Source organism: Bradyrhizobium sp. CCBAU 53340 (assembly GCF_015291645.1).
Classification (GTDB): Bacteria; Pseudomonadota; Alphaproteobacteria; order Rhizobiales; family Xanthobacteraceae; genus Bradyrhizobium.
The window spans coordinates 7410511-7434094 of sequence record NZ_CP030055.1 but is presented as its reverse complement, the minus strand read 5'-3'; the positions used below and the strand labels follow the sequence as shown (position 1 = coordinate 7434094).

The window sequence follows — 23584 nt, the reverse complement described above, 5'->3', positions numbered from 1 at the left end:
CCAATGCCGCTCCGCCTATTCCTGACCTCCGGCGATCTCATGGCCGACCGCCGTTTCGAGTTCGCGCGCGACCTCCAGCTCAAGGGCGATTTGCCCGCCGCCGCCGACCTCCTGGAGCAGGCGATCGAGCTCGCGCCAAACTTCACCTCGGCCTGGTTCACGCTCGGCGAGATCCGCCAGCAGCTCGGCGAACGCGACAAGGCGATCGCAGCGTTTCGGGAAGCGCGGCGATCCGACCCCGAAGATCAGCACGGCGCCGGCCTGCATCTGATGCGGCTCGGCGACACCGAGATGGCGGAGATGCCCAAGGCCTATGTGCAGGCGCTGTTCGACCAATATGCGCCGCGCTTCGAGCATGCGCTGATCAACGATCTCGGCTATCGCGCCCCTAGCCTGATCTTCAAGGCGGTGCTGGCCGCGCGTGTCGCGGCGAAGAAGCCGGCCTACTTCAAGCGCACCATCGATCTTGGCTGCGGCACTGGCCTCGCGGCCGCCGCTTTCGCCAAGCAGGTCGACCATTTCATCGGCATCGATCTGTCATCGGGCATGATCAAGGAGGCGCGCGCCACCGGCCTCTACGCCGAGCTCGAGGTCGCCGACATGATCGAGGGCCTGCGCGCCAAGCCTGATGCAAGCGCAAACCTCGTCGTCGCCGCGGATGCGTTCGTCTATCTCTCCGATCTCGCGCCTGTTCTGAACGAGGCCAGGCGCGTGCTCGTCTCCGGCGGCGTGCTCGCCTTCACGGTGGAGACGCATGACGGCGATGGCATCGTGCTCGGAGAAGGGCTGCGCTATGCCCATTCGGCGGAATATGTGCGTGGTGCGATGGCGAAGGCCGGGCTCAAGCTGCTCACGCTGGAGCCGTGCTCGCCGCGCAACGAGAACAACGAGCCGGTGCGCGGTCTCGTCATCGTCGCCGAGAAAACTTGAGTCTAGGCGCTAGATCCCCTGCAATTTAAGCGTCATTGCGTCGCAAAGCGGCGACTTCCTGCTTGCGAGCTGCGTGGCGATGCCAGCACAATGCGCAGCACCAGGGAGAGAAACAACAATGACCAAGAATCCATCGCGGCGCGATGTCAGCGCCGCCGCGCTCGCCACCATCGCCGCATCCGTGTTGCCCGCACCCTACGTGTGGGCCGCCGAGAAGAAATACGATGCCGGCGCCAGCGACACCGAGATCAAGATCGGCCAGACCGTGCCGCATTCCGGTCCCGGCTCGCTCTACGGCGTCTTGGGCCGCATCGGCGAAGCCTATTTCCAGATGCTGAACGAGACGGGCGGCATCAACGGACGCAAGGTCAAGTTCCTCACCATGGACGATGCCTACAGCGCGCCGAAATGCGTCGAGGCGACGCGGCGCCTGGTTGAGCAGGAGGAGGTGCTGGCGCTCTACGGCTCGCTCGGCACCGCGCCGCAGACCGCCGTGCACAAATACCTGAACTCCAAGGGCGTGCCGCAGCTGCTGCTCAACACCGGCGCGTCGAAATGGAATAACCCGAAAGAGTTCAAATGGACGATGGCGGGCCTGCCGCTCTATCCGACCGAAGCGCGCATCCTGGCAAAGCATGTCGTCGCGGTGAAGCCGAATGCCAAGATCGGTATCCTCTATCAGAACGACGATTTCGGCCGCGACTTCCTTGGACCCTTCAAGAAGGTGCTGGCCGATGCCGGCGGCACCGCATCTGTGATCATGGAGCAGACCTACGATCTCACCGATCCCACGGTCGATTCCCAGCTAATCAATCTCTCCAAGTCGGGCGCTGACGTCTTCTACAACATCTCGACCGGCAAGGCGTCGTCGCAGTCGATCCGCAAAGCGGCCGAGCTCGGCTGGAAGCCGCTGCAGCTGCTCTCGGCCGGCTCGACCGGCAAATCCATCCTCAACGCCGCGGGCTTCGAAAACGCCAAGGACATCGTCGCGATCCGCTATTCGAAGGACGCGGGTCCGGGTCGATGGGAAAAGGACCCCGGACCCATGGCTTTCGAGGAGTTGCGCAAGAAATATCTGCCAACCATCGATCCCGACAACACCATCGCCTATGCGGGCTACGGTCAGGCGGTCACCATGGGTGAAATCCTGCGTCGCTGCGGCGACGAGCTGACCCGCGAAAACGTGCTGAAGCAGGCCTCGCGTCTTAACGGCTTCCACTCGCCGTTCTTCCTTGACGGTGTCGACTACAGCTACACGCCCGACGACTACACGCCGATGAAGACGCTATTCATCTCCAGCTTCAACGGCAAGGACTGGGACGTGTCCGACAGGCCGGTGACGGAGTAGGCTCTCTCGGCAATCGAGATGCCGTAGGGTGGGCAAAGCGAAGCGTGCCCACGGCTTTCGCGATCCCGGATAGATGGTGGGCACGGCGCGATGCGCCTTTGCCCACCCTACGAGACCTCCCGCCCCCTCGACGAACCCCTTCCCACGGCTTACCTCTTACGCCGTGCCGCCCCGCATCCTCAAAATTCCGGCCGAGCCGGCCACGCTGCTGCCCGACCGCTTCCAAAAGTGGTTTGCGGCCCGTGGCTGGGTGCCGCGCGAGCATCAGCTTGCGCTGCTGGAGAAGGCCCGCGAGGACGCCAGCGCACTGCTGATCGCGCCGACCGGCGCCGGCAAAACGCTGGCGGGATTTCTGCCGACGCTGGTGGAGCTGAGCTCCGCGCCGACGGGCCCTGCGAAATCCGTCGTCTCGACCGGTCGCAGCGTGCAGCGCAGTGCCGGCCTGCACACGCTCTACATCTCGCCGCTGAAGGCGCTCGCCGTCGACATCGCGCGCAATCTGGAACGGCCGATCGCCGAGATGGCGCTGCCGATCAAGGTCGAGACCCGCACCGGCGACACGCCGGTGTCGCGCCGCCAGCGCCAGCGGCGCTATCCGCCCGACATTCTGCTGACGACGCCGGAGCAGCTCGCGCTCTTGCTGTCCTCCGACGATGCGCCGTTCCTGTTCTCCTCGCTGAAGCGCATCGTGCTCGACGAGCTGCACGCGCTGGTGACCTCCAAGCGCGGCGATCTGCTCTCGCTGGGCCTTGCACGGTTGTGGCGCCTTGCGCCGCAGATGCGCGCCATCGGTCTGTCGGCGACCGTGGCCGAGCCGGAGCAGCTCGCGCGCTTCCTGGTGCCGCAGCCTGGCGGCGAGGAGCGAGCCGCCGACATCGTCGTCGCCGGCGGCGCCGCGCCGCCCGAAGTCGAGATGCTCGACACCCGCGAGCGGCTGCCCTGGGCCGGGCACAGCGCGCGTCACGCGCTCCCTGAAATCTACGAGCTGATCAAGGCCAACAAGACCACGCTTGTCTTCGTCAACACCCGCAGCCAGGCCGAGATGCTGTTCCAGAATCTCTGGAGCATGAACGACGATGGCCTTGCCATCGCGCTGCATCACGGCTCGCTCGACGTCGCGCAGCGCCGCAAGGTCGAGGACGCGATGTCGGCGGGCCGGTTGCGCGGCGTGGTCTGCACCTCCTCGCTCGATCTCGGCGTCGACTGGGGCGATGTCGATCTCGTCGTCAATATCGGCGCGCCCAAGGGATCCTCGCGGCTGATGCAGCGCATCGGCCGCGCCAACCACCGGCTCGACGAACCTTCGCGCGCCGTGCTGGTGCCCGCAAATCGCTTCGAGGTGCTGGAGTGCCGCGTCGCCATCGATGCCATCGCCGAGAACGCGCAGGACACGCCGCCGCTCCGCACCGGTGCGCTCGACGTGCTGGCCCAGCACGTGCTCGGCTGTGCCTGCGGCGAGCCGTTTCTCTCCGATGAACTCTATGCCGAGGTCCGCACCGCCGCGCCCTACGCGGACCTGTCGCGGCAGGACTTCGACGACGTCGTCGATTTCGTCGCCTCCGGCGGCTATGCGCTCAAGACCTATGAGCGCTTCGCCCGCATCAAGCAGGACAAGGAGGGGCGCTGGCGCGTCGCCAATCCGAAGGTGCGGCAGAGCTACCGGATGAATGTCGGCACCATCGTCGAGGACGACATGCTGAAGGTGCGGCTGGTGCGCTCGCGCGGTGGCGGCCAGGGAAAAGCAGGCGGCTCGACCGGCGTGATCGCGCGCGGCGGCCGCCTGCTCGGCGAGATCGAGGAGGCCTTCATCGAAGGCCTCTCGCCCGGCGACACCTTCGTGTTCTCAGGCGAGGTGGTGCGCTACGAGACCCTGGTCGAGGACCAGGTCTATGTCTCGCGCGCCCATGACAAGGATCCCAAAGTGCCGTCCTATATGGGCGGAAAATTCCCGCTCTCGACCTATCTCGCCGAGCGCGTCCGTCGTCTGCTCGATGATGGGCGCGCCTGGAAGGGCTTGCCGGAGCAGGTGCGCGACTGGCTGTCGCTGCAAAAGGACGTCAGCCGTGTGCCCGCGGTGCGCGAGTTGCTGGTCGAGAGCTTCCCGCGTGCCAACAAGCATTACATCGTCTGCTATCCCTTCGAGGGTCGCCTCGCGCACCAGACCCTCGGCATGCTCCTGACGCGCCGGCTGGAGCGCGCCCGCGCCCGGCCGCTCGGCTTCGTCGCCAACGAATACGCCGTGGCGATCTGGGGACTGCGCGATCTCTCTTCCATGATCAGGGACGGCCGCATCGACCTCAACGCGCTGTTTAACCCCGACATGCTCGGCGATGACCTGGAGGCCTGGCTCGCCGAATCCGCCCTGATGAAGCGCACCTTCCGCAATTGCGCGATCATCTCAGGCCTGATCGCGCGCCGGCACACCGGCGAAGAGAAGAGCCGCCGCCAGGTGCTGTTCTCGACCGATCTCGTCTATGATGTCCTGCGCAAGCACCAGGCCGATCACGTCCTGTTGCGCGCCGCGCGCGCCGATGCCGCCACCGGCCTGCTCGACCTGCGCCGCCTCAGCGACATGCTGATGCGCATCCAGGGCCGCATCACCCATCGGGAACTCGACCATGTCTCTCCGCTCGCCGTCCCCGTGATGCTGGAAATCGGCCGCGAGTCAGTTTATGGCGAAGCTGCGGACGAGCTGTTGGCGGAAGCCGCCGATGAGCTGGTCAAAGAGGCGATGTCGTAGAGAATTTTGCCAGTGAGGCGCGCAACCCTATCCCCATCGTCATGCCCGGGCTTGTCCCGGGCATCCACGTCTCTCTTGCTGCGGCAAGAACGTGGATGGCCGGGCATAGGCGAGCGGAAGCGACGCCGTTCTTCGAACGGCTATGCCCGACCATGACGGAGCAAGTTGCGCTATCGATTACATCAACGGGTGGACTGGATGTTGCGGGCATCTCGCTTCTCACCGACCTCTCCGGCGCGCTGTACTGGGACGAGCAGCACCTGCTCGTCGTGTCTGATCTGCACCTCGAAAAAGGCTCCAGCTTCGCCACCCGTGGCGTGCTGCTACCGCCTTACGACACGCTGGCCACGCTCAGCCGTCTCGCTGCTGTCATCTCCCGCCATAATCCGAAAGTCGTCATCGCGCTCGGCGACAGTTTTCACGATCGCACCGCGCATGAGCGGCTGTCGGCGGAGGATCGCGACGCCGTTGCCGCGCTCCAAACGGGGCGCGACTGGATCTGGATTGCGGGCAATCATGATCCGATGCTGCCGCGAGATCTCGGCGGCACCGTCGCCGACGAAGTCGCGATCGGCCCCATCACCTTCCGCCACGAGCCATCAGGCGCAGCCGGCGAGATCGCCGGCCATCTCCATCCCAAGGCGCGCGTCTCCGCGCGCGGCCGTTCGATGGAGCGGCGTTGCTTCGCCAGCGACGGAATGCGCGCCGTGATGCCCGCCTTCGGCGCCTATGCCGGCGGCCTCAGCATCCGCGATGCGGCGTTCGCGAAAATCTTTCCGAAGAACGGCTTCGTCGCGCATCTCCTCGGCGACCGCCGCGTCCATGCGATCGCTGCGTCAAGGTGCTATTGAGCCGCGCGCTTCGTAGTGTGGGCAAAGCGTAGCGTGCCCACCACCTGCCAATGGCTTAGGGAACGTGGGCACGGCGCTTTGCGCCTTTGCCCACCCTACGAGACCTTCCGTGACGACGGTAAGCGATCGCAACGACTACGCCGCCTTCGCCTGCACATCCTCGCAGAATTCCGCCAAGCGATCCGCCAGCCGCAACGTCGCGGATGTCGCGTTCGGTGCGGCCATCAGTGCCACCTCGGTCTTGTTGATCGGCGCAAAGCCATCCTTCGCCGTCAGCACGCGGTGATCGGATTGGATCGACATCTCCGACAGAATGCTCAGGCCCATGCCGGCGGCAACCGCAGCCTGGATGCCGGCAAGGCTCGACGACATATAGGACATGTGCCAGGCGCGGCCGGCGCTCTCCAGCGCGTGAATGGCGCCAGCGCGGTAGAGGCAGCCGAGTGGAAAGCCGATCAGCGGCACCGAGGGCAAATTGACGTCGACGGGATGGCTCTTGCTGGTGACCCAGTGCACCTCTTCCGGCCACACCGCGATGGCATCCTTTCCGCCGGCCTCGCGCTTGAACAGCGCGAGATCGAGCTCGCCGCGCTCGAGATCGCGGGCCAGGTTCCTGCTCTGGTCGGCGCGCACGTCGAGCCGCAGGTTCGGATGCGAGCGTGCGAACGCGCCCAGCAATTTTGCCAGACGATACGCCGCAAAATCCTCGGGGATGCCGAGCCGGATCGCGCCTTCGCCTTCCTCGCGCAGCACGTCGCGCGCCTCTTCGGCGAGCGCAAGCAGCCGCCGCGCATAGGAGAGCAGCCGCTCGCCGGCCTCGGTGGGGCGCACGTCCTTGCCGTCCCGGTGCAGCAGCACCTGGCCGACATCCTCCTCCAGCCGCTTGATCTGCTGGCTGACGGTCGATTGCGTGCGGTGGACGCGCTCGCTGGCGCGGGTGAAGCCGCCGGCCTCGACCACCGAGACGAAGCTGCGCAAAAGCTCCAGATCGAGCATCTGAGCCTCCATTCGAAAATCCACTGGTTTCGAGTTAATCATTTAATTTCCAAATGGCAAGGCCGGTCCCTAGATCGAGGGTCCAGGAGAATGCCCTCATGTCCCTCGCCACCTCGCTTCCCGCTCCCCGCAGCCGCTTCAATACGTTGCCGCTCGCCATCGGCCTGTTCTGCCTGCTCTGGAGCTATGCCTTCGTCGCCGGCAAGATCGGCGTCACCCATTGCCCGCCACTGATCCTGCTTGCCGCGCGCTTCTCGCTCGCCGGCATCCTGATCCTGGGCGCCACGGCTATCCGTGGCGACTGGTCGCTATCGTGGCGCGATGCGCTCGTCTTCACCGTGATTGGCATTGCCAACAACGCGCTCTATCTCGGGCTCGGCTATACCGGCCTGCAATCGGTCTCCGCCGGTCTAGGCGGCCTGATCGTCTCGGCCAATCCGGTGTTCACGGCCGCGCTTGCCGCACTCCTGCTCGGCGAGGGCATGACCTGGCGCAAGGCCAGTGGCCTCTTGCTCGGCATCATCGGCGTCACGGCTATCGTCTGGCATCGGCTCTCGGTCGGCACTGACTCACTGCATGGCATCATCTTCACGCTGGCCTCGCTCGCCTCCATTGTCGCCGGCACCATCCTGTTCAAGCTGTTCGCACCCAAGGGCAGTTTGTGGATCGGCAACGGCGTGCAGAATCTCGCGGCCGGCATCGTGCTGACGCCGGTCGCGCTGACCTTCGCCGATGTGCACGCCATCGACTTTACCCCCAGCCTGATCGGCGCCTTCGCCTTCCTCGTGCTCGGCGGTTCGATCCTGGCCTACTGGCTCTGGTTTCATCTCCTCAAGGTGTGTGGCGCGACCGCGGCCAGTGCCTATCATTTCCTGATGCCGCCGCTCGGCATGCTGTTCGCCTTCATCGTGCTCGGCGAGCATGTCGAGGCGCGTGACCTGCTGGGGATCATTCCGGTGGCGCTCGGCATTTACCTGGTGACCCGCCCCGCCAAGCCCGCCGTGTAGAGGAGTTCCCTCATGCCTGTGACCATCACCCTGATCGGCGGCCCCACCGCCTTGATCGAGATCGACGGCTTTCGCCTGCTCACCGATCCCACCTTCGATGCGCCCGGTGCCTACCAATTGCCGCATGTGAAGCTGGAGAAAACCATCGGTCCTGCCATGAATGCCGATGCGATCGGCCCTGTTGATGCCGTGCTGCTCAGCCACGACCAGCATTCGGACAATCTCGACACCTCCGGCCGTGAATTCGTGCTCAAGGCGCCGCGCGCGCTGACGACGGAAGCTGGCGCAAAGCGCCTCGGCGGCCATGTCGAGGGGCTCGCGCCCTGGGCGAGTACGCAGCTGAAAGATGATGACGGCAACACGCTGACCATCACCGCGACGCCGGCGCGTCACGGCCCTGCCGGCATCGAGCCGCTGTCGGGCGACGTCATCGGCTTCGTGGTGCAGTCGAGCCGCAAGGACACGCGCCCGGTCTATATCAGTGGCGACACCACCTGGTTCGACGGCGTCGCCGAAGTCGCGCGCCGCTTCAAATGCGGCGTGGTGCTGCCGTTTGCGGGCGCCGCGCAGACGCGCGGGCCGTTCCATCTCACCATGGACACCAACGACACCATCGAGACCGCGCGCGCCTTTCCCGATGCGATGATCGTGCCCGTGCACACCGAAGGCTGGGCGCATTTCCGCCAGAACAGCGAGGACCTGCGCAAGACGTTTGACGTGCTGGGTTTCGGGACAAGGCTGCGGTTATTGGAGCCGGGCGTGCCGACGGTGATCGAGGCGCCGTAGAGCCCTCTCTGGTGTCCCGGACGCGTTGCAGCGTGTAACGCTGCTGCGCAGAACCGGGACCCAGATGGCCACACGGTATTTGGTGAGATGGGCCCCGGCTCTGCAGCGCATCGTCGAAGAGACGCTGCGCTACGTGCGGGGCACGAGCGCGGAATGCGGGCCCTAATGCGCCGCCGACGCCGTCTTCTTCGTTGCCACCGGCTTCGGCGCCGGCTTGGTGGACGCCTGCGGGGCGCTGTCCCAGCCGCCCGCGGGCGTCGGGACGTTGACGGCGTCGTCGGGTTGCGGCTCGGCGCTGAAGGTCTGGATCGCGAGCTTGGCGGCGGCAAGCGATTGCGGGTCGAGGCGCTTGGCGACGTCGTCGCGCTTGCCGGATGCGTCCGCATCACCCTGCGCGGCCGCCAGGCTGAACCATTTGTAGGACTCGGCGAGGTTCTGTTCGACGCCGATGCCGCGGGCATAGAGAATGCCGAGGTTGAACTGGCTGTCGGCGACGCCGCGATCGGCGGCTTTGCGGAACCACTGCGCCGCGCTCTTGTAGTTGGCGCCGCGTCCGCCGCCGTCGGCGTCGAGCACGGCCAGATTGTGCATCGCCTTGGCATTGCCGCGCTCGGCGGCCTGCGTGTAGTAGCGGCGGGCGATGTCGGCGTCCTTCTTCACGCCGAGACCCTTTTCGTAGAGCGTGCCGAGGCGGAAGGTCGCGGGCACCACGCCGGCCTGCGCCGCGCGGTCGTACCATTTGGCGGCTTCGTCGTAATTCGTGGCCACGCCCTTGCCCTCGGCAAAGCGCACGCCGATCTCATAGGCCGCCGTCGCATCGCCCTTCATCGCGGCGCTGCGCAAGGATGGGCCGCCGATGCCGTCAGGCAGCTTCTCGCTCGGCGGGATCTGCACCATGCCGAGCCGCGCACGGCTCGTGCCGGACAGCGCACCGGTGACGTCGCTGCCCGTGGCAGGCGAGGGCGGCGTCGCTGCGGCGGGCGCGGGCGGAATTTCGACCGACGCCGTGCTGCCGGAGTTTGGCACCGGGGCCGGCGCGGCATTGTTCAGGGACTGCTTGCCGATCGGCGTCGGCGAGGTCATCGACGGCGTGACCTGCTCGGGCGCGGCAGGCTTGATCTCGACCGGCGGCGGCGCCTGCGGTGCGGGCCGGCTGGAGGTGTCCTCCATCGCCTGCGGCGCCGGCGGTGCGCTGCCGCCTTCGAGCAGGTTCATCGCCATCTTGAAGGCGCCGAGCACGATCACGACCACGCTCGCGCCGACCAGCAGCGAGCGGATTTTTGACGTGATGGTCGAGCCGCCTTCCTGGCCTTGAACCTTGCCCTGGACCTTGGCCTGGCTCCTGTCTTTGGCGCGGGCTGCCATCGCAGCCTTGACGCCGCGCGCCGGTTTTTCCGGCGGTTGCGCGGCGGCAGCCTGTGCGGCGCGGCGCGCGGCTGCGATGAAGCTCGACGACGACACCGGCTCCTTCGGTGCGGTCGGGATTTCACTGATCGCACTTTCGGAGGCGGCAATGCGCTCCGACGGCGTGGCGGGACGGCCGCTCGGACGCGTGCCGGGCTCGAGCGGATGATCCGGCGGCAGCTCGGGCGCGATCGCGGCGCGCGTCGGCACCGTGTGCGGCTCCAGGATCTCGCTGATTGCGCGCGGCGGCACAGGTTGTGTGGCTTGCGATACCACCGGCACCGGCGGCGGCGCTGCGGGCGCGGCGGCATGGAATTCACGCGGCGCGGCGACGAAAGCCGAGTGCATCGGCTGCTGCGCGGCCGCGGGATTCGGCAGCTCGGGCTTCGGATCGTATTTCGGCTGCTCCGGCTGCGGCGGCCGCTGCTCGCGCGCGACCGGCGGTGGCTCGAAGGGAGCTGCCATCGGCATCGGCGCGGGGGCCGGCGGGGCCGTGCGCACCGCGCGTAGATCGCCCTCGATCATGGCGAGGCGATCGACGACATGACCGAGCGTGTTGTGCACGGCCTCCAGCGAATCCTGGGTGCTGCGATTGGTCTCGGCCTGGTTGAAGCGGATGTCGGAAAGCTCGCGCTTGACCAGATCGACCACGCCGGAATCGGGCGGCGGTGCCGAGTTGCGGCTCTCCGCGAGCGCGGCATAGGTGGCCTGCTGACGCTCCAGATGCCTGAGGATGTCGTGCAGCCCGTCCTCGACGCGGCCGAAATTACCGCCGCGCTGATCCGAGGCGGCCTCTAACCGCTCCAGCAGATAGGAGACGCGCTGCTCGAGATGCGCAAAGGTCGATGCCGAGTCGTTGCCGACCTGCATGCGGTCGAAGCGGTCGGACAGCGCGCGGATCGCGGCTTCCAGCTGTTCGGTGCTCTCGGCAGGTGCCGGACGCTCGCGCGTTTCCAGCGCGGCGGTGAGGGCGGCGATGCGCTGCTCCAGCACCGCAAAACTGTCGCTGTGACCCGACGAGCGCGTGACCTGGTCGACCTTGGACGACAGCAGCTGCACGTCTTCGGACAGACGTGCCAGCGCTTCGTTGGAGGCGACGTTCGAGACGATGCCACGCAATGCCGAGATCGCGCTTTCGAGCTGCTGCACCGTCGAGGGATCGTCATTGGCGCGCAGGATCAGATCGAGCTTGGCGCCGAGATTGCGGATCGCCTCGTCATAGCCGGTGAGCTGCTCGGCCGGCGTCAGCGTGCGGAGCACCTGCTTGATGTCGGAGAGCGCGCGCTCGATGCCTGACAGCACCTGGCCGTCGGTACCGTTGGAGCGGGTCTCGTCGATGCGCCGGTGCAGCGAGCGGATCTCGTTCTCGATCGATTCGATCGCGCGGCGCGGCATCGCCTCGGTGATGGCGTTGCGGATCTCGGCGAGCTCGGCGCGGAAGCCGTTGATGGCCTGCTCGGTATTGTCAGGACGCTGTAGCGACTCGATCTGGCTCGTGATCTTGAGCAGATGACGTTCCAGCGACGAGAAATCCGGCCCCGCTTGCGGTGGCGGCGGAGCATAGGCAGGAGCGGGCGGCGCCGCCATGGGGGGCATGGGGGGCGCGTAAGGCGCGGCAGACGGCGCGATCGGCGGCGCAGCGCGCGGCGGCATCTGCCGCGGTGCAGAGCCATCAAGCTCACTCTGCCGCGCGGTGATCTCGGCCACGGCGACGTCGAACGATGCGGGGCTCAGGGGTGGCGAGTTGCGATAGACCTGCGCGGCCGCGCGCTCGACCGCATCGGCCTGGCGCTGGCGCGATTCAACGGGGCTTGGCGCTGGTCGCGGCGCCTGCTGCGGTTGCGGCTGCTGGGGCCGCGAGATCTGCGACAGGCGCGCGTCGAGCCGCGAGATCGCGTCGTTGAGCTGGCGCGCGACGCCCTGCTCGCGCGAGACATCTCTCTCACGAGAAGGTTCCTGGCGCGGGGCGGGCTTTGAAATCCGTTCGATCTGCTGGGTGATCGCGTCGAGCCGCTGGTGGATGTCGGCGACGTCGCGGCTCTCTTGGCTCGGTGCGTGTTGCGGACGCTGCTCGTAAGGTCCGCGAAAGTTCGGCGGGGCCGTCTCGCCGAGCGTGGAGTTCAGCCAATCGTTGAGTGACATGCCGGCGCGACGCGCAGCAGCTTCGGCCCGCTCCCGGACGGATGGATCGATGCCGTCAACACTCCACGATACGCGCGAATTCATGACTCTGTCCGGTTCCGACTCCGGCGCCCCACCCGGCGCCTTCAGCCTCCCCACGCGTGCCGGTTGCAAAGACAATCGGATTTGGCGCGGGTCGTCTGCCTCGAAAACCGACTTTTTCCTGTTACGGTAAATAACGGGTTAAGGAATGTGTCGCTGATGTCTTAAAGTTGGGCGGCGGGAACTTGGGAGTGGGTACGTGTGGCGCGCCCGATAACCCAATAACCGGTGTCATGCCCCGCGAAGGCGGGGCATCCAGTACTCCGCGGCTTCTCGATTCCAGCCGTGCCGCCTCGGCGTACTGGATCGCCCGGTCAAGCCGGGCGATGACAGCGGAGTGCTTGGCGAAACTGGTGCCGCGCCTCAGCTCTTCTCGCGCTTGCCATCCTCCAGCGGCACCACCGTGCCGGTCCCCTTATCCTTGCCTGACATCGCCGACAGCGCCTCGAGCGCCTCTTCGCAGAAGTCGGCGACCATCCGCTCGTGGCGGGCACCGAGCTGGAGCAGCAGAAGATTACCGAGGTCGAGCCGGCCCTCCGCCGTGCCGTCAGGAAAACGCTTCTTCAGGATGCGCTCGTAGTTCTCGTGCCGGTCACGATGGTGCTCCAGCCGGTCCATCAGGTCGGTGCGGATCGGCTCGATGTCGATGCTGTCGAGCGCATGCAGGCGGACCAGCAAATCGTCCTTGATCGAGGGCGGGGTGCTCGGCCGCGCGGCCCAGTGCCGCAGCGCTGTTCGGCCCTCGGGAGTCAGCGTATAAATGAGCTTATTGGGTTTGCCTGTCTGCACGACCTCACGGCCCTGGATGTAGCCGCGGTCGCGCAGCTTGGAGAGCTCGCGATAGATCTGCTGGTGGTCGGCCTTCCAAAAGAAGCCGATCGAGGAATCGAATGTCTTGGCGAGCTCATAGCCCGTCATCGGACGTTCCGTCAGGCATGCGAGGATCGCGTCGCCGAGCGCCATGGCACCAGCTCCTTTGAGAAGTCCCGACTATCTGGCTTGACTTTATGCGTATCGGTGCATATGCGTCAATGTGCATATGAGGTGAATTGGGGGCGGGCTGCGGCTCGGTCCGAAAAACCCAGCGAAATCAACCTTTCGCTACTGTGCATGGGGTTGTTTTCGGGCTTTTTGCCCGAGGCCTTAGGGAGGCACCTGATAATGACCGGCCTCGAGTCCTGGTACGCCTACATGAAGTCCCACGACACCAAGGCGTTGTGGGACCTGCTCCATCCCGACGCCGTGTTCGAAAGCCCTGTCGTGCACACCCCGCAGCGCGGCCGCGACATTACCTTCAAATACCTCGCCAGCGCCGAGAAGGTGCTCGGCGGTCCCGGCTTCACCTATGTCGGCGAGTGGAAAAGCGCTGACGGTGCCGTGCTGGAATTCAAGACCATGATCGACGGCATCGAGATCAACGGCGTCGACATCATCACCTTCGCTGCCGACGGGCGCATCACCCATTTCAAGGTGATGGTGCGTCCGCTCAAGGCCATCAACATGCTGCATCGCCTGATGGCGGAGCAGCTCGCCGCCCAATCCTGATTCAGCATCACCACTTCAAGGCCTGCCGGGAGACCACCATGCCGATCTACAAAGCCCCCGTCGAAGACGTGAACTTCCTGCTCAACGACGTCTTCCAGATCGACCGCTACGACAACCTCGCCGGCTTCTCCGATGCGTCGAGCGACGTGCGCGAGGCGATTTTGGGCGAAGCCGCCAAGCTCGCCGAAGAGGTGCTGCAGCCGCTCAACCGCGTCGGCGATCTCGAAGGCTGCAAGCGCGCCGATGATGGCAGCGTCACCACGCCGAAGGGGTTCAAGGATGCCTTCAAGCAGGTCGCGGAAGGCGGCTGGCTTGGCCTGTCGGCTCCGACCGAGTTCGGCGGCCAGGGCCTGCCGGTGACGCTCTCTCAGGCGGTCAACGAATTCCAGATCTCCGCCAACATGGCGTTCTCGATGTATGGCGGCCTCACCATGGGCGCGACCGCCGCACTCCTGGTGCACGGCTCGCCGGAGCAGAAGCAGACCTACGTGCCGAAGATGATCGCCGGCGAGTGGACCGGCACCATGAACCTGACCGAGCCGCATTGCGGCACTGATCTGGGCATGCTTCGCACCAAGGCGGTGCGCCAGGCCGACGGCAGCTTCAAGATCACGGGCACCAAGATCTTCATCTCGGCCGGCGAGCATGACCTCGCCGACAACATCATCCACCTCGTGCTCGCCCGCATCGAGGGCGCGCCCGCCGGCATCAAGGGCGTGTCGCTGTTCGTGGTGCCCAAGTTCCTGGTCAATGCCGATGGTTCGGTGGGCGCACGCAACGGCGTCGTCTGCGGCTCGATCGAGCACAAGATGGGCATTCACGGCAATTCCACCTGCGTGATGAACTACGACAACGCCACCGGCTGGCTGATCGGCGAAGAGAACAAGGGCATGCAGGGCATGTTCGTGATGATGAACGAGGCCCGCCTCGGCGTCGCCGTTCAGGGCCTCGCGCAGTCCGAGGTCGCCTATCAGAACGCGGTCGCCTATGCCCGCGAGCGCATCCAGGGCCGTGCGCTGACCGGCACCAAGGCGCCGGACAAGCCGGCCGACCCGATCATCGTCCATCCCGACGTGCGCCGCACGCTGCTCTCGATCCGCGCCTTCAACGAGGCCGCGCGCGCCTTCGTGATGTGGACCGCGCTGAAGAGCGACGTCGCCCATCGCTCCGAAGACCCGAAGGACCGCCAGGCCGCAGACGATCACATGGGCCTGATGACGCCGGTGCTGAAGGGCTTCCTCACCGACTACGGCTTCGCCAACGCGGTGCAGGCGCAGCAGATGTATGGCGGCCACGGCTACATCGCCGAGCAGGGCATGGAGCAGTTCGTGCGCGATGCGCGCATTGCCATGATCTATGAAGGCGCCAACGGCATCCAGGCGCTCGACCTCGTCGGCCGCAAGCTGCCGCGCGACGGTGGCCGCGCCATCATGGCATTCTTCGGCGAGGTCATGGCCTTCGCCAAGGAGAACGGCGGCGACGAGGCGCTGAAGCCCTTCATCACCCCGCTCTCGACTTCGCTCGGCCATCTCCAGCAGGCCACGACCTGGCTGATGCAGAACGCCATGATGAAGCCTGATAATGCCGGCGCCGCCGCAACCGATTACCTGCACCTCTTCGGCTTCGTCGCGCTCGGCTACATGTGGGCGAAGATGGCCAAGGTCACGCAGGCCAAGATTGCCGCCAGCGGTGCGACGCCGTATCTCTCCACAAAACTCGTCACCGGCCGCTTCTTCATGGAGCGGATGCTGCCGGAGACTGCGGCCAATCTCGCGCGCATCCAGTCCGGCTGCGCCACCATCATGGAATTGCCCGCGGAAGCGTTCTGATTTCCGCGCCAACGAATTCGAACAACAGATCAGGAGGGCGTCATGCCTGAGGCATTCATCTACGACCACGTTCGCACCCCCCGCGGCCGCGGCAAGGCGGACGGCGCGCTGCACGAAGTCACTGCGCTCGCGCTCGCCACCGTGCCGCTGAAGGCGCTGAAGGACCGCAACAATTTGCCGGAAGATTCCGTCGATGACGTCGTGCTCGGCGTGGTCGATCCGGTCGGCGAAGCCGGCTCCGACATCGCGCGCTTTGCAGCGCTGAAGGCGGGCCTCGGCGAAGCCGTCCCCGGCGTGCAGATCAGCCGCTTCTGCGCTTCCGGCCTCGATGCCGTGAACTTTGCCGCCGCACAGGTGATGAGCGGCCAGCATGACCTCGTGATCGGCGGCGGCGCCGAATCGATGAGCCGCGTCGGTATCGGCGCCTCCGGCGGCGCCTGGCCGATGGACCCGTCGATGGCGGTGCCAGCTTACTTCATGCCGCAGGGCGTCTCGGCCGATCTGATCGCGACCAAATACGGCTTCTCGCGCGACGACGTCGACGCCTACGCCGTGCAGAGCCAGCAGCGCGCTGGCAAGGCCTGGGACGAGGGCCGCTTCAACAAGTCGGTCGTGCCGGTGAAGGACATCAACGGCCTCACCATCCTTGCCAAGGACGAGCACATGCGTCCCTCGACGACGATGCAGTCGCTGGCGCAGCTGCAGCCGTCGTTCACGATGATGGCGCAGATGGGCGGCTTCGACGGCGTCGCGGTGCAGTCGCACCCCGAGATCGAGCGCGTCAATTACGTGCACCATGCCGGCAATTCCTCCGGCATCGTCGACGGTGCCGGCGCCGTGCTGCTGGGCAGCAAGGAGGCGGGTGCGAAATACGGCATGAAGCCGCGTGCAAAAATCCGTGCATTCGCCAATATCGGCTCGGAGCCGGCGATGATGTTGACCGGTCCGGTCGACGTCACCGAGAAACTGTTCGCGCGTTCCGGCATGAAGAAGTCGGACATCGATCTGTTCGAGCTCAACGAGGCCTTCGCCTCGGTTGTGCTGCGCTACATCCAGGCCTTCGACATCGACAACGCCAAGATCAACGTCAATGGCGGCGCCATCGCGCTCGGCCATCCGCTCGGCGCAACCGGCGCCATGATCCTCGGTACCGTGCTCGATGAGCTCGAGCGCACCAACAAGTCCACCGCCCTGGTCACGCTGTGCATCGGCGGCGGCATGGGCACCGCGACCATCATCGAGCGCGTCTAAGGGTAGGGAGCAACCAATATGTCGTACAAGAATTTCAAGGTTGAGACCGACACCGACGGCATCGCGCTCGTCACCTGGGACATCCCGGGCCGTTCGATGAACGTGCTCGACGAGACCTCGACCAGCGAGCTCGACGCGATCGTCAAGGCGACCACGGCGGATGCCGCGGTGACGGGCGTCGTCATCACCTCCGCCAAGGAAGCGTTCTGCGCCGGCGCGGATCTATCCATGCTCGAAGGCATGAACCAGGCCTACGCAAAAGTCTTTAAGGAGCAGGGCGAGACCGCCGCGAACCAGATGCTGTTCGACCAGAGCCGCCGCTTCTCGCAGGTGCTGCGCTCGATCGAAACGTCAGGCAAGCCGTGGGCGGCCGCAATCAACGGCCTCGCGCTCGGCGGCGGCTTCGAGATTACGCTGTGCTGCCACTACCGCGTGGCGGCCGAGAATCCCAAGACCCGTCTCGGCCTGCCCGAGGTCAAGGTCGGCCTGTTCCCCGGCGCCGGCGGCACGCAGCGCGTGCCGCGCCTGGTCCCACCGCAGGATGCGATGACGATCCTGCTCAAGGGCGATCCGGTCACTATCGAAAAAGCCAAGGCGCTGAACCTCATTCACGCCATCGTTCCGGCTGCCGATCTGATCAAGGCCGCGAAGGACTGGATCAAGGCCGGCGGCAAGGCCGTCGCGCCCTGGGACGAGAAGGGTTTCAAGCTGCCCGGCGGCCCGGTGTTCTCCAAGGCCGGCATGATGATGTTCCCGGCCGGCAACGCGATCTATCGCCGCGAGACCTACGACAATTACCCGGCCGCGCGCGCGATCATGAGCTGCGTCTATGAGGGCCTGCAGTTGCCGATCGACGCCGCGCTGCGCGTCGAGTCGCGCTACTTCACCTCGGTGCTGCGCTCGAAGGAAGCGGCCGCGATGATCCGCAGCCTGTTCCTGTCGATGCAGGAGCTCAACAAGGGCGCGCGCCGTCCGAAGGACGTGCCTCCGACCAAGGTGAAGAAGATCGCCGTGATCGGCGCCGGCTTCATGGGTGCCAGCGTCGGCTATGTCTCGGCCCGCGCCGGCCTCGACGTCGTCCTGATCGATCGCGACCAGGAGAGCGCCGACAAGGGCAAGGCCCATGCGCAGAAGGTGATCGAGGACCAGATCAAGAAGGGCCGCGCCAAGCCTGATGATGCCGAGAAGCTGCTCGCGCGGATCACGCCGACCGCAGACTATGCCGCGCTGAAGGACGTCGATCTCGTGATCGAAGCGGTGTTCGAGGACCGCAAGGTCAAGGCGGAGACGTTCGCCAAGGCGCAGGAGTATCTGAAGCCCGACGTGATCTTCGCGTCGAACACCTCGACCTTGCCGATCACCTCGCTGGCCGAGAGCTTCAAGGACCAGGGCAAGTTCGTCGGCATCCACTTCTTCTCGCCGGTCGAGAAGATGATGCTGGTCGAGATCATCAAGGGCAAGAACACCGGCGATGTCGCGCTCGCGACCGCGCTCGACTATGTCCGGCAGATCGGCAAGACGCCGATCGTCGTCAACGACTCCCGAGGCTTCTTCGCTAATCGCTGCGTCGGTCGCTACGTCGCCGAAGGCAACGAGATGTTCCTCGAAGGCGTGCCGCCGGCGATGATCGAGAACTGCGCCAAGATGGCCGGCATGCCGGTCGGCCCGCTCTCGCTCTCCGACGAAGTCGCGCTCGACTTGGGTCTGAAGATCATGAAGGCGACCGAAGCCGATCTCGGCCCCAACGCCATCAATCCCGATCAGAAGAAGCTGATGGTGGAGATGGTCGAGAACCAGGGCCGCCTCGGCCGCAAGAACAAGAAGGGCTTCTACGACTATCCCGAGGGCAAGGGCCAGAAGAGCCTGTGGCCGGGCCTCTCGGCGCTGCAGCCGAAGCAGCTCGATCCTGACACGCTCGATGTCGAGGAGCTGAAGCAGCGCTTCCTCGTGGTGCAGGCGGTGGAAGCCGCGCGCACCGTCGAGGATCACGTCATCACGGACCCGCGCGAAGCGGATGTCGGTTCGATCCTCGGCTTCGGCTTCGCGCCGTTCACGGGCGGCACGCTGTCCTATATCGACTTCATGGGCACGAAGAAGTTTGTCGAGCTCTGCCACAAGCTCGAGGCGAAGTACGGTTCGCGCTTCACGCCGCCGAAGCTGCTGGAAGAGATGGCCGCCAAGGGTGAAACCTTCTATGGCCGCTTCGCGCCGAAGAAGGCTGCCGCCTGATCAACTTAGGTTCATTCGAGAACAGCAAGGCCGGATCATCGATCCGGCCTTTATCTTTTGAGCGTCGTGATCACGGTTGTGTCAAACCAGCTTACGTTTGTGGAACCGGTCGTGGCATTCGGTTAGGAACCGGAGCAGAGTCCCGCTGTTGCGGTGTCGTGTAATTGTCATAGACAGGTCAAACCGGTGCCGTTCTTTTGCTCTGCCTTGGCACCACTCTTGCTCCGGGTCAGGGGCACGAATCCGGTTGGGACACTTGTCGATCCATCGGCAAGTTGAAGACGAAATAAGAAGGTGTCCTTGGTGAACTCTTTGGTGCTGCGGAAGACCGCGCTCGGTCGCGATCTCGCCGGGAAATACGTCATTGCGCCCGTCTCTGGCAGACTCTCACCGCAACAGAAGCCCGCACGGCTGCGCCGCAAGGGACCGTTGCTTTGGGCCGCGCTGGCGCTATTTGTGCTGGCGGCGGATTTTCTGGTCGCCTATCTCGCTTGGCTGGCCGTCGACTTCGTCATGGGATGAGACCTCGCCCGCGTGCAGCAGAAATGAGGTCGCGAAATAGGCGAGCTGACAGACGACAAGGCAGACCACAATGATGACCACGCCCGCCATCATGCCGAAGTCATAGGCGCGCAGGATTATCGCGGAGAAGACCGCCATTGGCGGCGAGATCACGACCAGCGCCCAGATTTTGAAAACGTAACCTGTCGCTACTCCCACCAACGCATTTGCAACGATCAGGACGATGGCAATCGTCAAGTTCAACTCCGATGAGAGCCAAAAAATTCTTCAATCAATTGGACCAAGCTTGCCTGCTTTGCGCCCGCTGACAAGACAGCATTGCTTACATTTGGCGAACAGTAGGCCATAAGTCTAATTAAGGTACGATGATCCGGCGAAATGGGTTCGCTTTCACGCGCCGGTGCCAAATGAAAAGGGGCAGGATCGTCGATCCGGCCCCTTGAAGATCGATTGCCTCACATGCCTCACGCGGCCTGTGCCAGCCCTTCCTTCTTCAAAGCTTCCTGCACCTTCGGCCGTGCCGCGACGCGGGCCTTGTAGGCGGTCAGATTCGGCATCGCCGAGAGGTCGAACTTCATCCGATCGCCCCAGGTCAGCATCGTGAAGAGATAGCCGTCGGCGACCGAGAACTGCTTGCCCATGAGGTAGTCCTTCCCGGCGAGCTGGCTGTCGATGTGCTTCAGCTTGCCCATGACACGGTCCTTGAAGAACGCCTTGGCGTCGTCGTTCAGCACCGGCGAGAACATCGGGCCGAAGCTCTTGTGCACCTCAGAGGTGAGGAAGTTCAGCCATTCGAGCAGCTTGTAGCGCTCATTGCTGTCGCGCGCGGGCGCCAGTGCCTTGGCTGGAGCTTTGTCGGCGATCATCTGGACAATGACCGGACCTTCGGTCACGATCTCACCGCTGTCGAGGCCCAATGCGGGGACCTGACCCTTCGGATTGACCTTCAGATAGTCTTCGCCGTTCTCGAGCTTCTTGGCCCGGATATCGACCTTGACCAGTTCATAGGGCAGGTCGGCTTCGAGGAGCGCGATATGGGGAGACAGCGAGCAGGCCCCGGGCGAGTAATACAGTTTCATGGAATTTCCTCCTCTTGACGCTTGGTTCGGGCGGAAGGAATGCATACATGCATCTGCATGGAATAGTCAAGATTGATGCAGGTGCATCGAGTGAGGTAAGAAGCGGACGACGAGTTTGAGCGGGATCATGAAACGCAAACCATCGACCGAGGCTACGAGTGCCTGGATCCGCCTGATGCGGGTCCAGAGCCGTGTGCTCGACTGCGTAGAGCAGGACCTGAAGAAGGCCGGCTTTCCGCCACTCGCATGGTACGACGCCCTGCTCGAATTGTCGCGGGCCCCGTCCGGAGAGCTGCGGCCGGTGGAACTCGAGCGGCAGATGTTGATCCCACAATACTCCACTTCGCGGCTGATCGATCGCCTGGTCGATGAGGGGCTCGCCTGCAGGCGCGAATGCAAGATCGACAAGCGCGGCCAGTTCGTCGAGATCACGGAGGCGGGCCGCGAGTTGCAGAAGCGGATGTGGGGCGCCTATTCGGCTGCGATCGAGAAATATGTCGGCTCGAAACTGTCCGATGCCGATGCCGTCAAGCTCAGTGGTCTGCTCGACCGGCTGGGCTGCTCGTGCGGCGAGATGAAGCTGCCGCCCGTCGTCAATGTCAACGAAAGCTCGCCGTCGCGATGATCGCGCGGCAACCCAGCACGTCTGCGCGCCCGGTGGGCTCGCGGACGATCCCGTCACCCCGCGCGCATTCGGTCGAAGCGCTTTTGATTAGAGTTTGATATGGCGCGAGACCAGATCGATATGACGCCGCTGCAGTCGCGCGACGAGCTCGTCGCGTGGTTCGAAGCCGGCTGCAAGGCCCCGTCCGAATTCCGCATGGGCACCGAGCACGAGAAGACGCCGTTCACGCTCGATGGCCATCGTCCGGTGCCTTATGAAGGCGCGCGCGGCATCGGTGCGCTGCTCGAAGGCATGAAGCTCCTGCTCGGCTGGGAGCCGATCATGGAGAAGGGCAACATTATCGGCCTCTATGACGTCACCGGCGGCGGCGCGATCTCGCTCGAGCCCGGCGGACAGTTCGAACTGTCAGGCGCGCCGGTGGAGACCGTGCACCAGACCCAGAGCGAGCTGATGGCGCATCTGGCCCAGGTGCGCGAGATCGCAACGCCGCTCGGCATTGGCTTCCTCGGTCTCGGCATGACGCCGTCCTGGTCGCGCGCCGACATTCCGGTGATGCCCAAGGGCCGCTACAAGATCATGACCAACTACATGCCGAAGGTCGGCCGATACGGCCTCGACATGATGTACCGGACCTGCACGGTGCAGACCAATCTCGACTTCTCCTCCGAAGCCGACATGGTCAAGAAGTTGCGCGTCTCGCTGGCTCTCCAGCCGGTCGCGACCGCGCTGTTCGCCAATTCGCCCTTCACCGAAGGCAAGCCGAACGGCTTCCTCTCCTTCCGCTCCGAGATCTGGCGCGACACCGACAACGCCCGTGCCGGCATGATGCCGTGGGCATTCGAGGACGGCATGGGCTTTGAGCGCTATGTCGATTACGCACTCGACGTGCCCATGTATTTCGTCAAGCGCGGCGACGATTACATCGACGTGTCCGGCTCCTCGTTCCGTGCCTTTTTCGACGGCCGCAACAACAATCTGCCCGGCGAGCGTCCGACACTTTCGGACTGGGCCAACCATCTGTCAACGATCTTCCCGGAAGTGCGGCTCAAGCGCTATCTCGAGATGCGCGGCTCCGATGGCGGTCCGTGGGGCCGGTTGCCGGCGCTGTCGGCATTCTGGGCGGGCCTGCTCTATGACGACGTGTCGCTCGACGCCGCCTGGGACCTGGCCAAGCATTGGACCGCCTCGGAGCGCCAGGCCCTGCGCGACGACGTGCCGCGCTTCGGCTTCAAGGCGCGGATCAAGGACCGCTATTTGTTCGAGATCGCCAAGGAGTGCCTCGTCCTGGCACATGCTGGCCTGCGCCGCCGCGGCCGCATCGATGCGATCGGCCGCGACGAAACGCGGCATCTGGAGCCGCTCGACCGCATCATTGATTCCGGCCGGACGCCGGCCGAGGAGATGCTCGACAAGTTCAACGGCGCCTGGAAAGGCTCGGTGGAACCAGCCTACGCGGAATACGCGTTCTAGAGCATGTCGTTCCGATTGCATCGGAACGGGTTCTAGACAAATAGGCCAACGATCCGGGCTTTAGCCGTTCATCGCCCATACAGGTTTGCGGCGATCAAATGACCGGCTGAAAAAACCTGAACGTCGTCAATAACTCGAAAGCTGTTCCGATGGGGAAGGGCCGCCTGCCTGGCGCCGTCACGGCAAAGGTCTTGGCATGCGTCGTGGCCTGTGCCGCGCTGCTTTCGCTCGTCCTCGCGAGCGTGCCGGCGCGCGCCCAGACAGCGTTCGACCGGCCCGGGGGCGATTATTTCAACACGCCGGTCACGTCGGGCGACCCCGAGGACTGCGCGCTGCTCTGCGAGCGCGATCGCCGCTGCCGTGCGTGGAGCTTCAGCTATCCTGACATCGACGGCGCCGCGGCCGTGTGCTGGCTCAAGAATACTGTGCCGCCGCGACAGCCGGCGAATTGCTGCATTTCCGGGGTCCGTGGCGCCGGCGTGATCGAGCCGCGCGTCGAGGGCGTCGAAACCTCGATCGACCGCCCCGGCGGCGATCTGCGCAATTTCGACCTCAAGGCGGGCGAAGGCGAGGACGCCTGCAAGGCCGCCTGCACTGCCGACAATAAATGTCGCGCCTTCACCTATGCCCGCCCAGGCTATACCGGGCGCGAAGCGCGCTGCTTCCTGAAAAAGGACATCAAGCCGCCGCGCCGGAAGGCGGGATTTACCTCGGGCGTGGTGCGGTGAGCAAGGTGCCGTAGGGTGGGC

The 23584-nt window shown here is 65.0% G+C and carries 18 protein-coding genes; 13 read left to right on the top strand and 5 right to left on the bottom strand.

Annotation, left to right across the window (positions count from 1 at the left end; translation table 11 throughout):
• Positions 1-3: 3 nt before the first annotated feature.
• The 4 genes from XH89_RS35235 to pdeM all read left to right on the top strand — a co-directional run bounded on the left by XH89_RS35235 (position 4) and on the right by pdeM (position 5869).
• Positions 4-930 carry a class I SAM-dependent methyltransferase gene (locus XH89_RS35235; RefSeq protein ID WP_194464867.1) on the top strand — a complete coding sequence of 309 codons (927 nt, stop codon included), beginning with the start codon at positions 4-6 and terminating at the stop codon, positions 928-930.
• 118 nt (positions 931-1048) lie between these two features.
• Positions 1049-2278: an ABC transporter substrate-binding protein gene (locus tag XH89_RS35230; protein WP_194464866.1), complete on the top strand. Its 1230-nt coding sequence runs from the start codon at positions 1049-1051 to the stop codon at positions 2276-2278.
• A 163-nt stretch (positions 2279-2441) separates the two neighbouring features.
• The gene (locus XH89_RS35225) at positions 2442-5018 is read left to right on the top strand and encodes a ligase-associated DNA damage response DEXH box helicase (protein ID WP_194464865.1); all 2577 of its coding nucleotides are present in this window, start codon (positions 2442-2444) and stop codon (positions 5016-5018) included.
• 95 nt (positions 5019-5113) lie between these two features.
• Positions 5114-5869, top strand: a complete 756-nt coding sequence (gene pdeM, locus XH89_RS35220; RefSeq protein WP_371825187.1) for a ligase-associated DNA damage response endonuclease PdeM — start codon at positions 5114-5116, stop codon at positions 5867-5869.
• A 135-nt stretch (positions 5870-6004) separates the two neighbouring features.
• Here pdeM and XH89_RS35215 read toward each other — a convergent pair whose 3' ends face one another.
• Positions 6005-6865, bottom strand: coding sequence for a LysR family transcriptional regulator (locus XH89_RS35215; protein WP_194468722.1), 861 nt, complete (start codon positions 6863-6865; stop codon positions 6005-6007).
• Positions 6866-6963: 98 nt separating this feature from the next.
• Between XH89_RS35215 and XH89_RS35210 the strand changes: the two genes are divergently transcribed.
• A complete protein-coding gene (locus XH89_RS35210; protein WP_194464864.1) occupies positions 6964-7872 on the top strand; it encodes a DMT family transporter in 909 nt (302 codons plus the stop codon).
• 12 nt (positions 7873-7884) lie between these two features.
• The gene (locus XH89_RS35205; RefSeq protein ID WP_194464863.1) at positions 7885-8658 is read left to right on the top strand and encodes an MBL fold metallo-hydrolase; all 774 of its coding nucleotides are present in this window, start codon (positions 7885-7887) and stop codon (positions 8656-8658) included.
• A gap of 162 nt (positions 8659-8820) precedes the next feature.
• Here XH89_RS35205 and XH89_RS35200 read toward each other — a convergent pair whose 3' ends face one another.
• Both XH89_RS35200 and XH89_RS35195 read right to left on the bottom strand, forming a co-directional pair.
• On the bottom strand, positions 8821-12288 hold the full coding sequence (locus XH89_RS35200) for a tetratricopeptide repeat protein (protein ID WP_194464862.1): 3468 nt from the start codon (positions 12286-12288) through the stop codon (positions 8821-8823).
• Positions 12289-12648: 360 nt separating this feature from the next.
• A complete protein-coding gene (locus XH89_RS35195) occupies positions 12649-13248 on the bottom strand; it encodes a PadR family transcriptional regulator (RefSeq protein WP_194464861.1) in 600 nt (199 codons plus the stop codon).
• A gap of 198 nt (positions 13249-13446) precedes the next feature.
• On the opposite strand from XH89_RS35195, the gene XH89_RS35190 reads away from it, so the two are divergent.
• From XH89_RS35190 to XH89_RS35175, 4 genes are read left to right on the top strand one after another with little or no spacing between them, the layout of a single operon-like run.
• Positions 13447-13830, top strand: a complete 384-nt coding sequence (locus tag XH89_RS35190) for a nuclear transport factor 2 family protein (RefSeq protein ID WP_194464860.1) — start codon at positions 13447-13449, stop codon at positions 13828-13830.
• 38 nt (positions 13831-13868) lie between these two features.
• On the top strand, positions 13869-15659 hold the full coding sequence (locus XH89_RS35185) for an acyl-CoA dehydrogenase C-terminal domain-containing protein (RefSeq protein ID WP_194464859.1): 1791 nt from the start codon (positions 13869-13871) through the stop codon (positions 15657-15659).
• 42 nt (positions 15660-15701) lie between these two features.
• Positions 15702-16910: an acetyl-CoA C-acetyltransferase gene (locus tag XH89_RS35180; RefSeq protein ID WP_128954374.1), complete on the top strand. Its 1209-nt coding sequence runs from the start codon at positions 15702-15704 to the stop codon at positions 16908-16910.
• Positions 16911-16928: 18 nt separating this feature from the next.
• Positions 16929-19139, top strand: a complete 2211-nt coding sequence (locus XH89_RS35175; RefSeq protein ID WP_194464858.1) for an FAD-dependent oxidoreductase — start codon at positions 16929-16931, stop codon at positions 19137-19139.
• Positions 19140-19589: 450 nt separating this feature from the next.
• Here the strand turns inward: XH89_RS35175 and XH89_RS35170 are convergent, their stop codons facing one another.
• Positions 19590-19898 (bottom strand): hypothetical protein, encoded by a 309-nt coding sequence (locus tag XH89_RS35170; RefSeq protein ID WP_246767698.1) that lies wholly within the window; start codon positions 19896-19898, stop codon positions 19590-19592.
• A gap of 227 nt (positions 19899-20125) precedes the next feature.
• Positions 20126-20740, bottom strand: coding sequence for a glutathione transferase GstA (gene gstA, locus XH89_RS35165; protein WP_194464857.1), 615 nt, complete (start codon positions 20738-20740; stop codon positions 20126-20128).
• Positions 20741-20867: 127 nt separating this feature from the next.
• On the opposite strand from gstA, the gene XH89_RS35160 reads away from it, so the two are divergent.
• The 3 genes from XH89_RS35160 (at position 20868) to XH89_RS35150 (ending at position 23563) form a co-directional block, all read left to right on the top strand.
• Positions 20868-21365: a MarR family winged helix-turn-helix transcriptional regulator gene (locus tag XH89_RS35160; protein WP_194464856.1), complete on the top strand. Its 498-nt coding sequence runs from the start codon at positions 20868-20870 to the stop codon at positions 21363-21365.
• A 99-nt stretch (positions 21366-21464) separates the two neighbouring features.
• Positions 21465-22835 (top strand): glutamate--cysteine ligase, encoded by a 1371-nt coding sequence (locus XH89_RS35155; protein WP_194464855.1) that lies wholly within the window; start codon positions 21465-21467, stop codon positions 22833-22835.
• Positions 22836-22984: 149 nt separating this feature from the next.
• A complete protein-coding gene (locus tag XH89_RS35150) occupies positions 22985-23563 on the top strand; it encodes a PAN domain-containing protein (protein ID WP_194464854.1) in 579 nt (192 codons plus the stop codon).
• Positions 23564-23584: the final 21 nt, after the last annotated feature.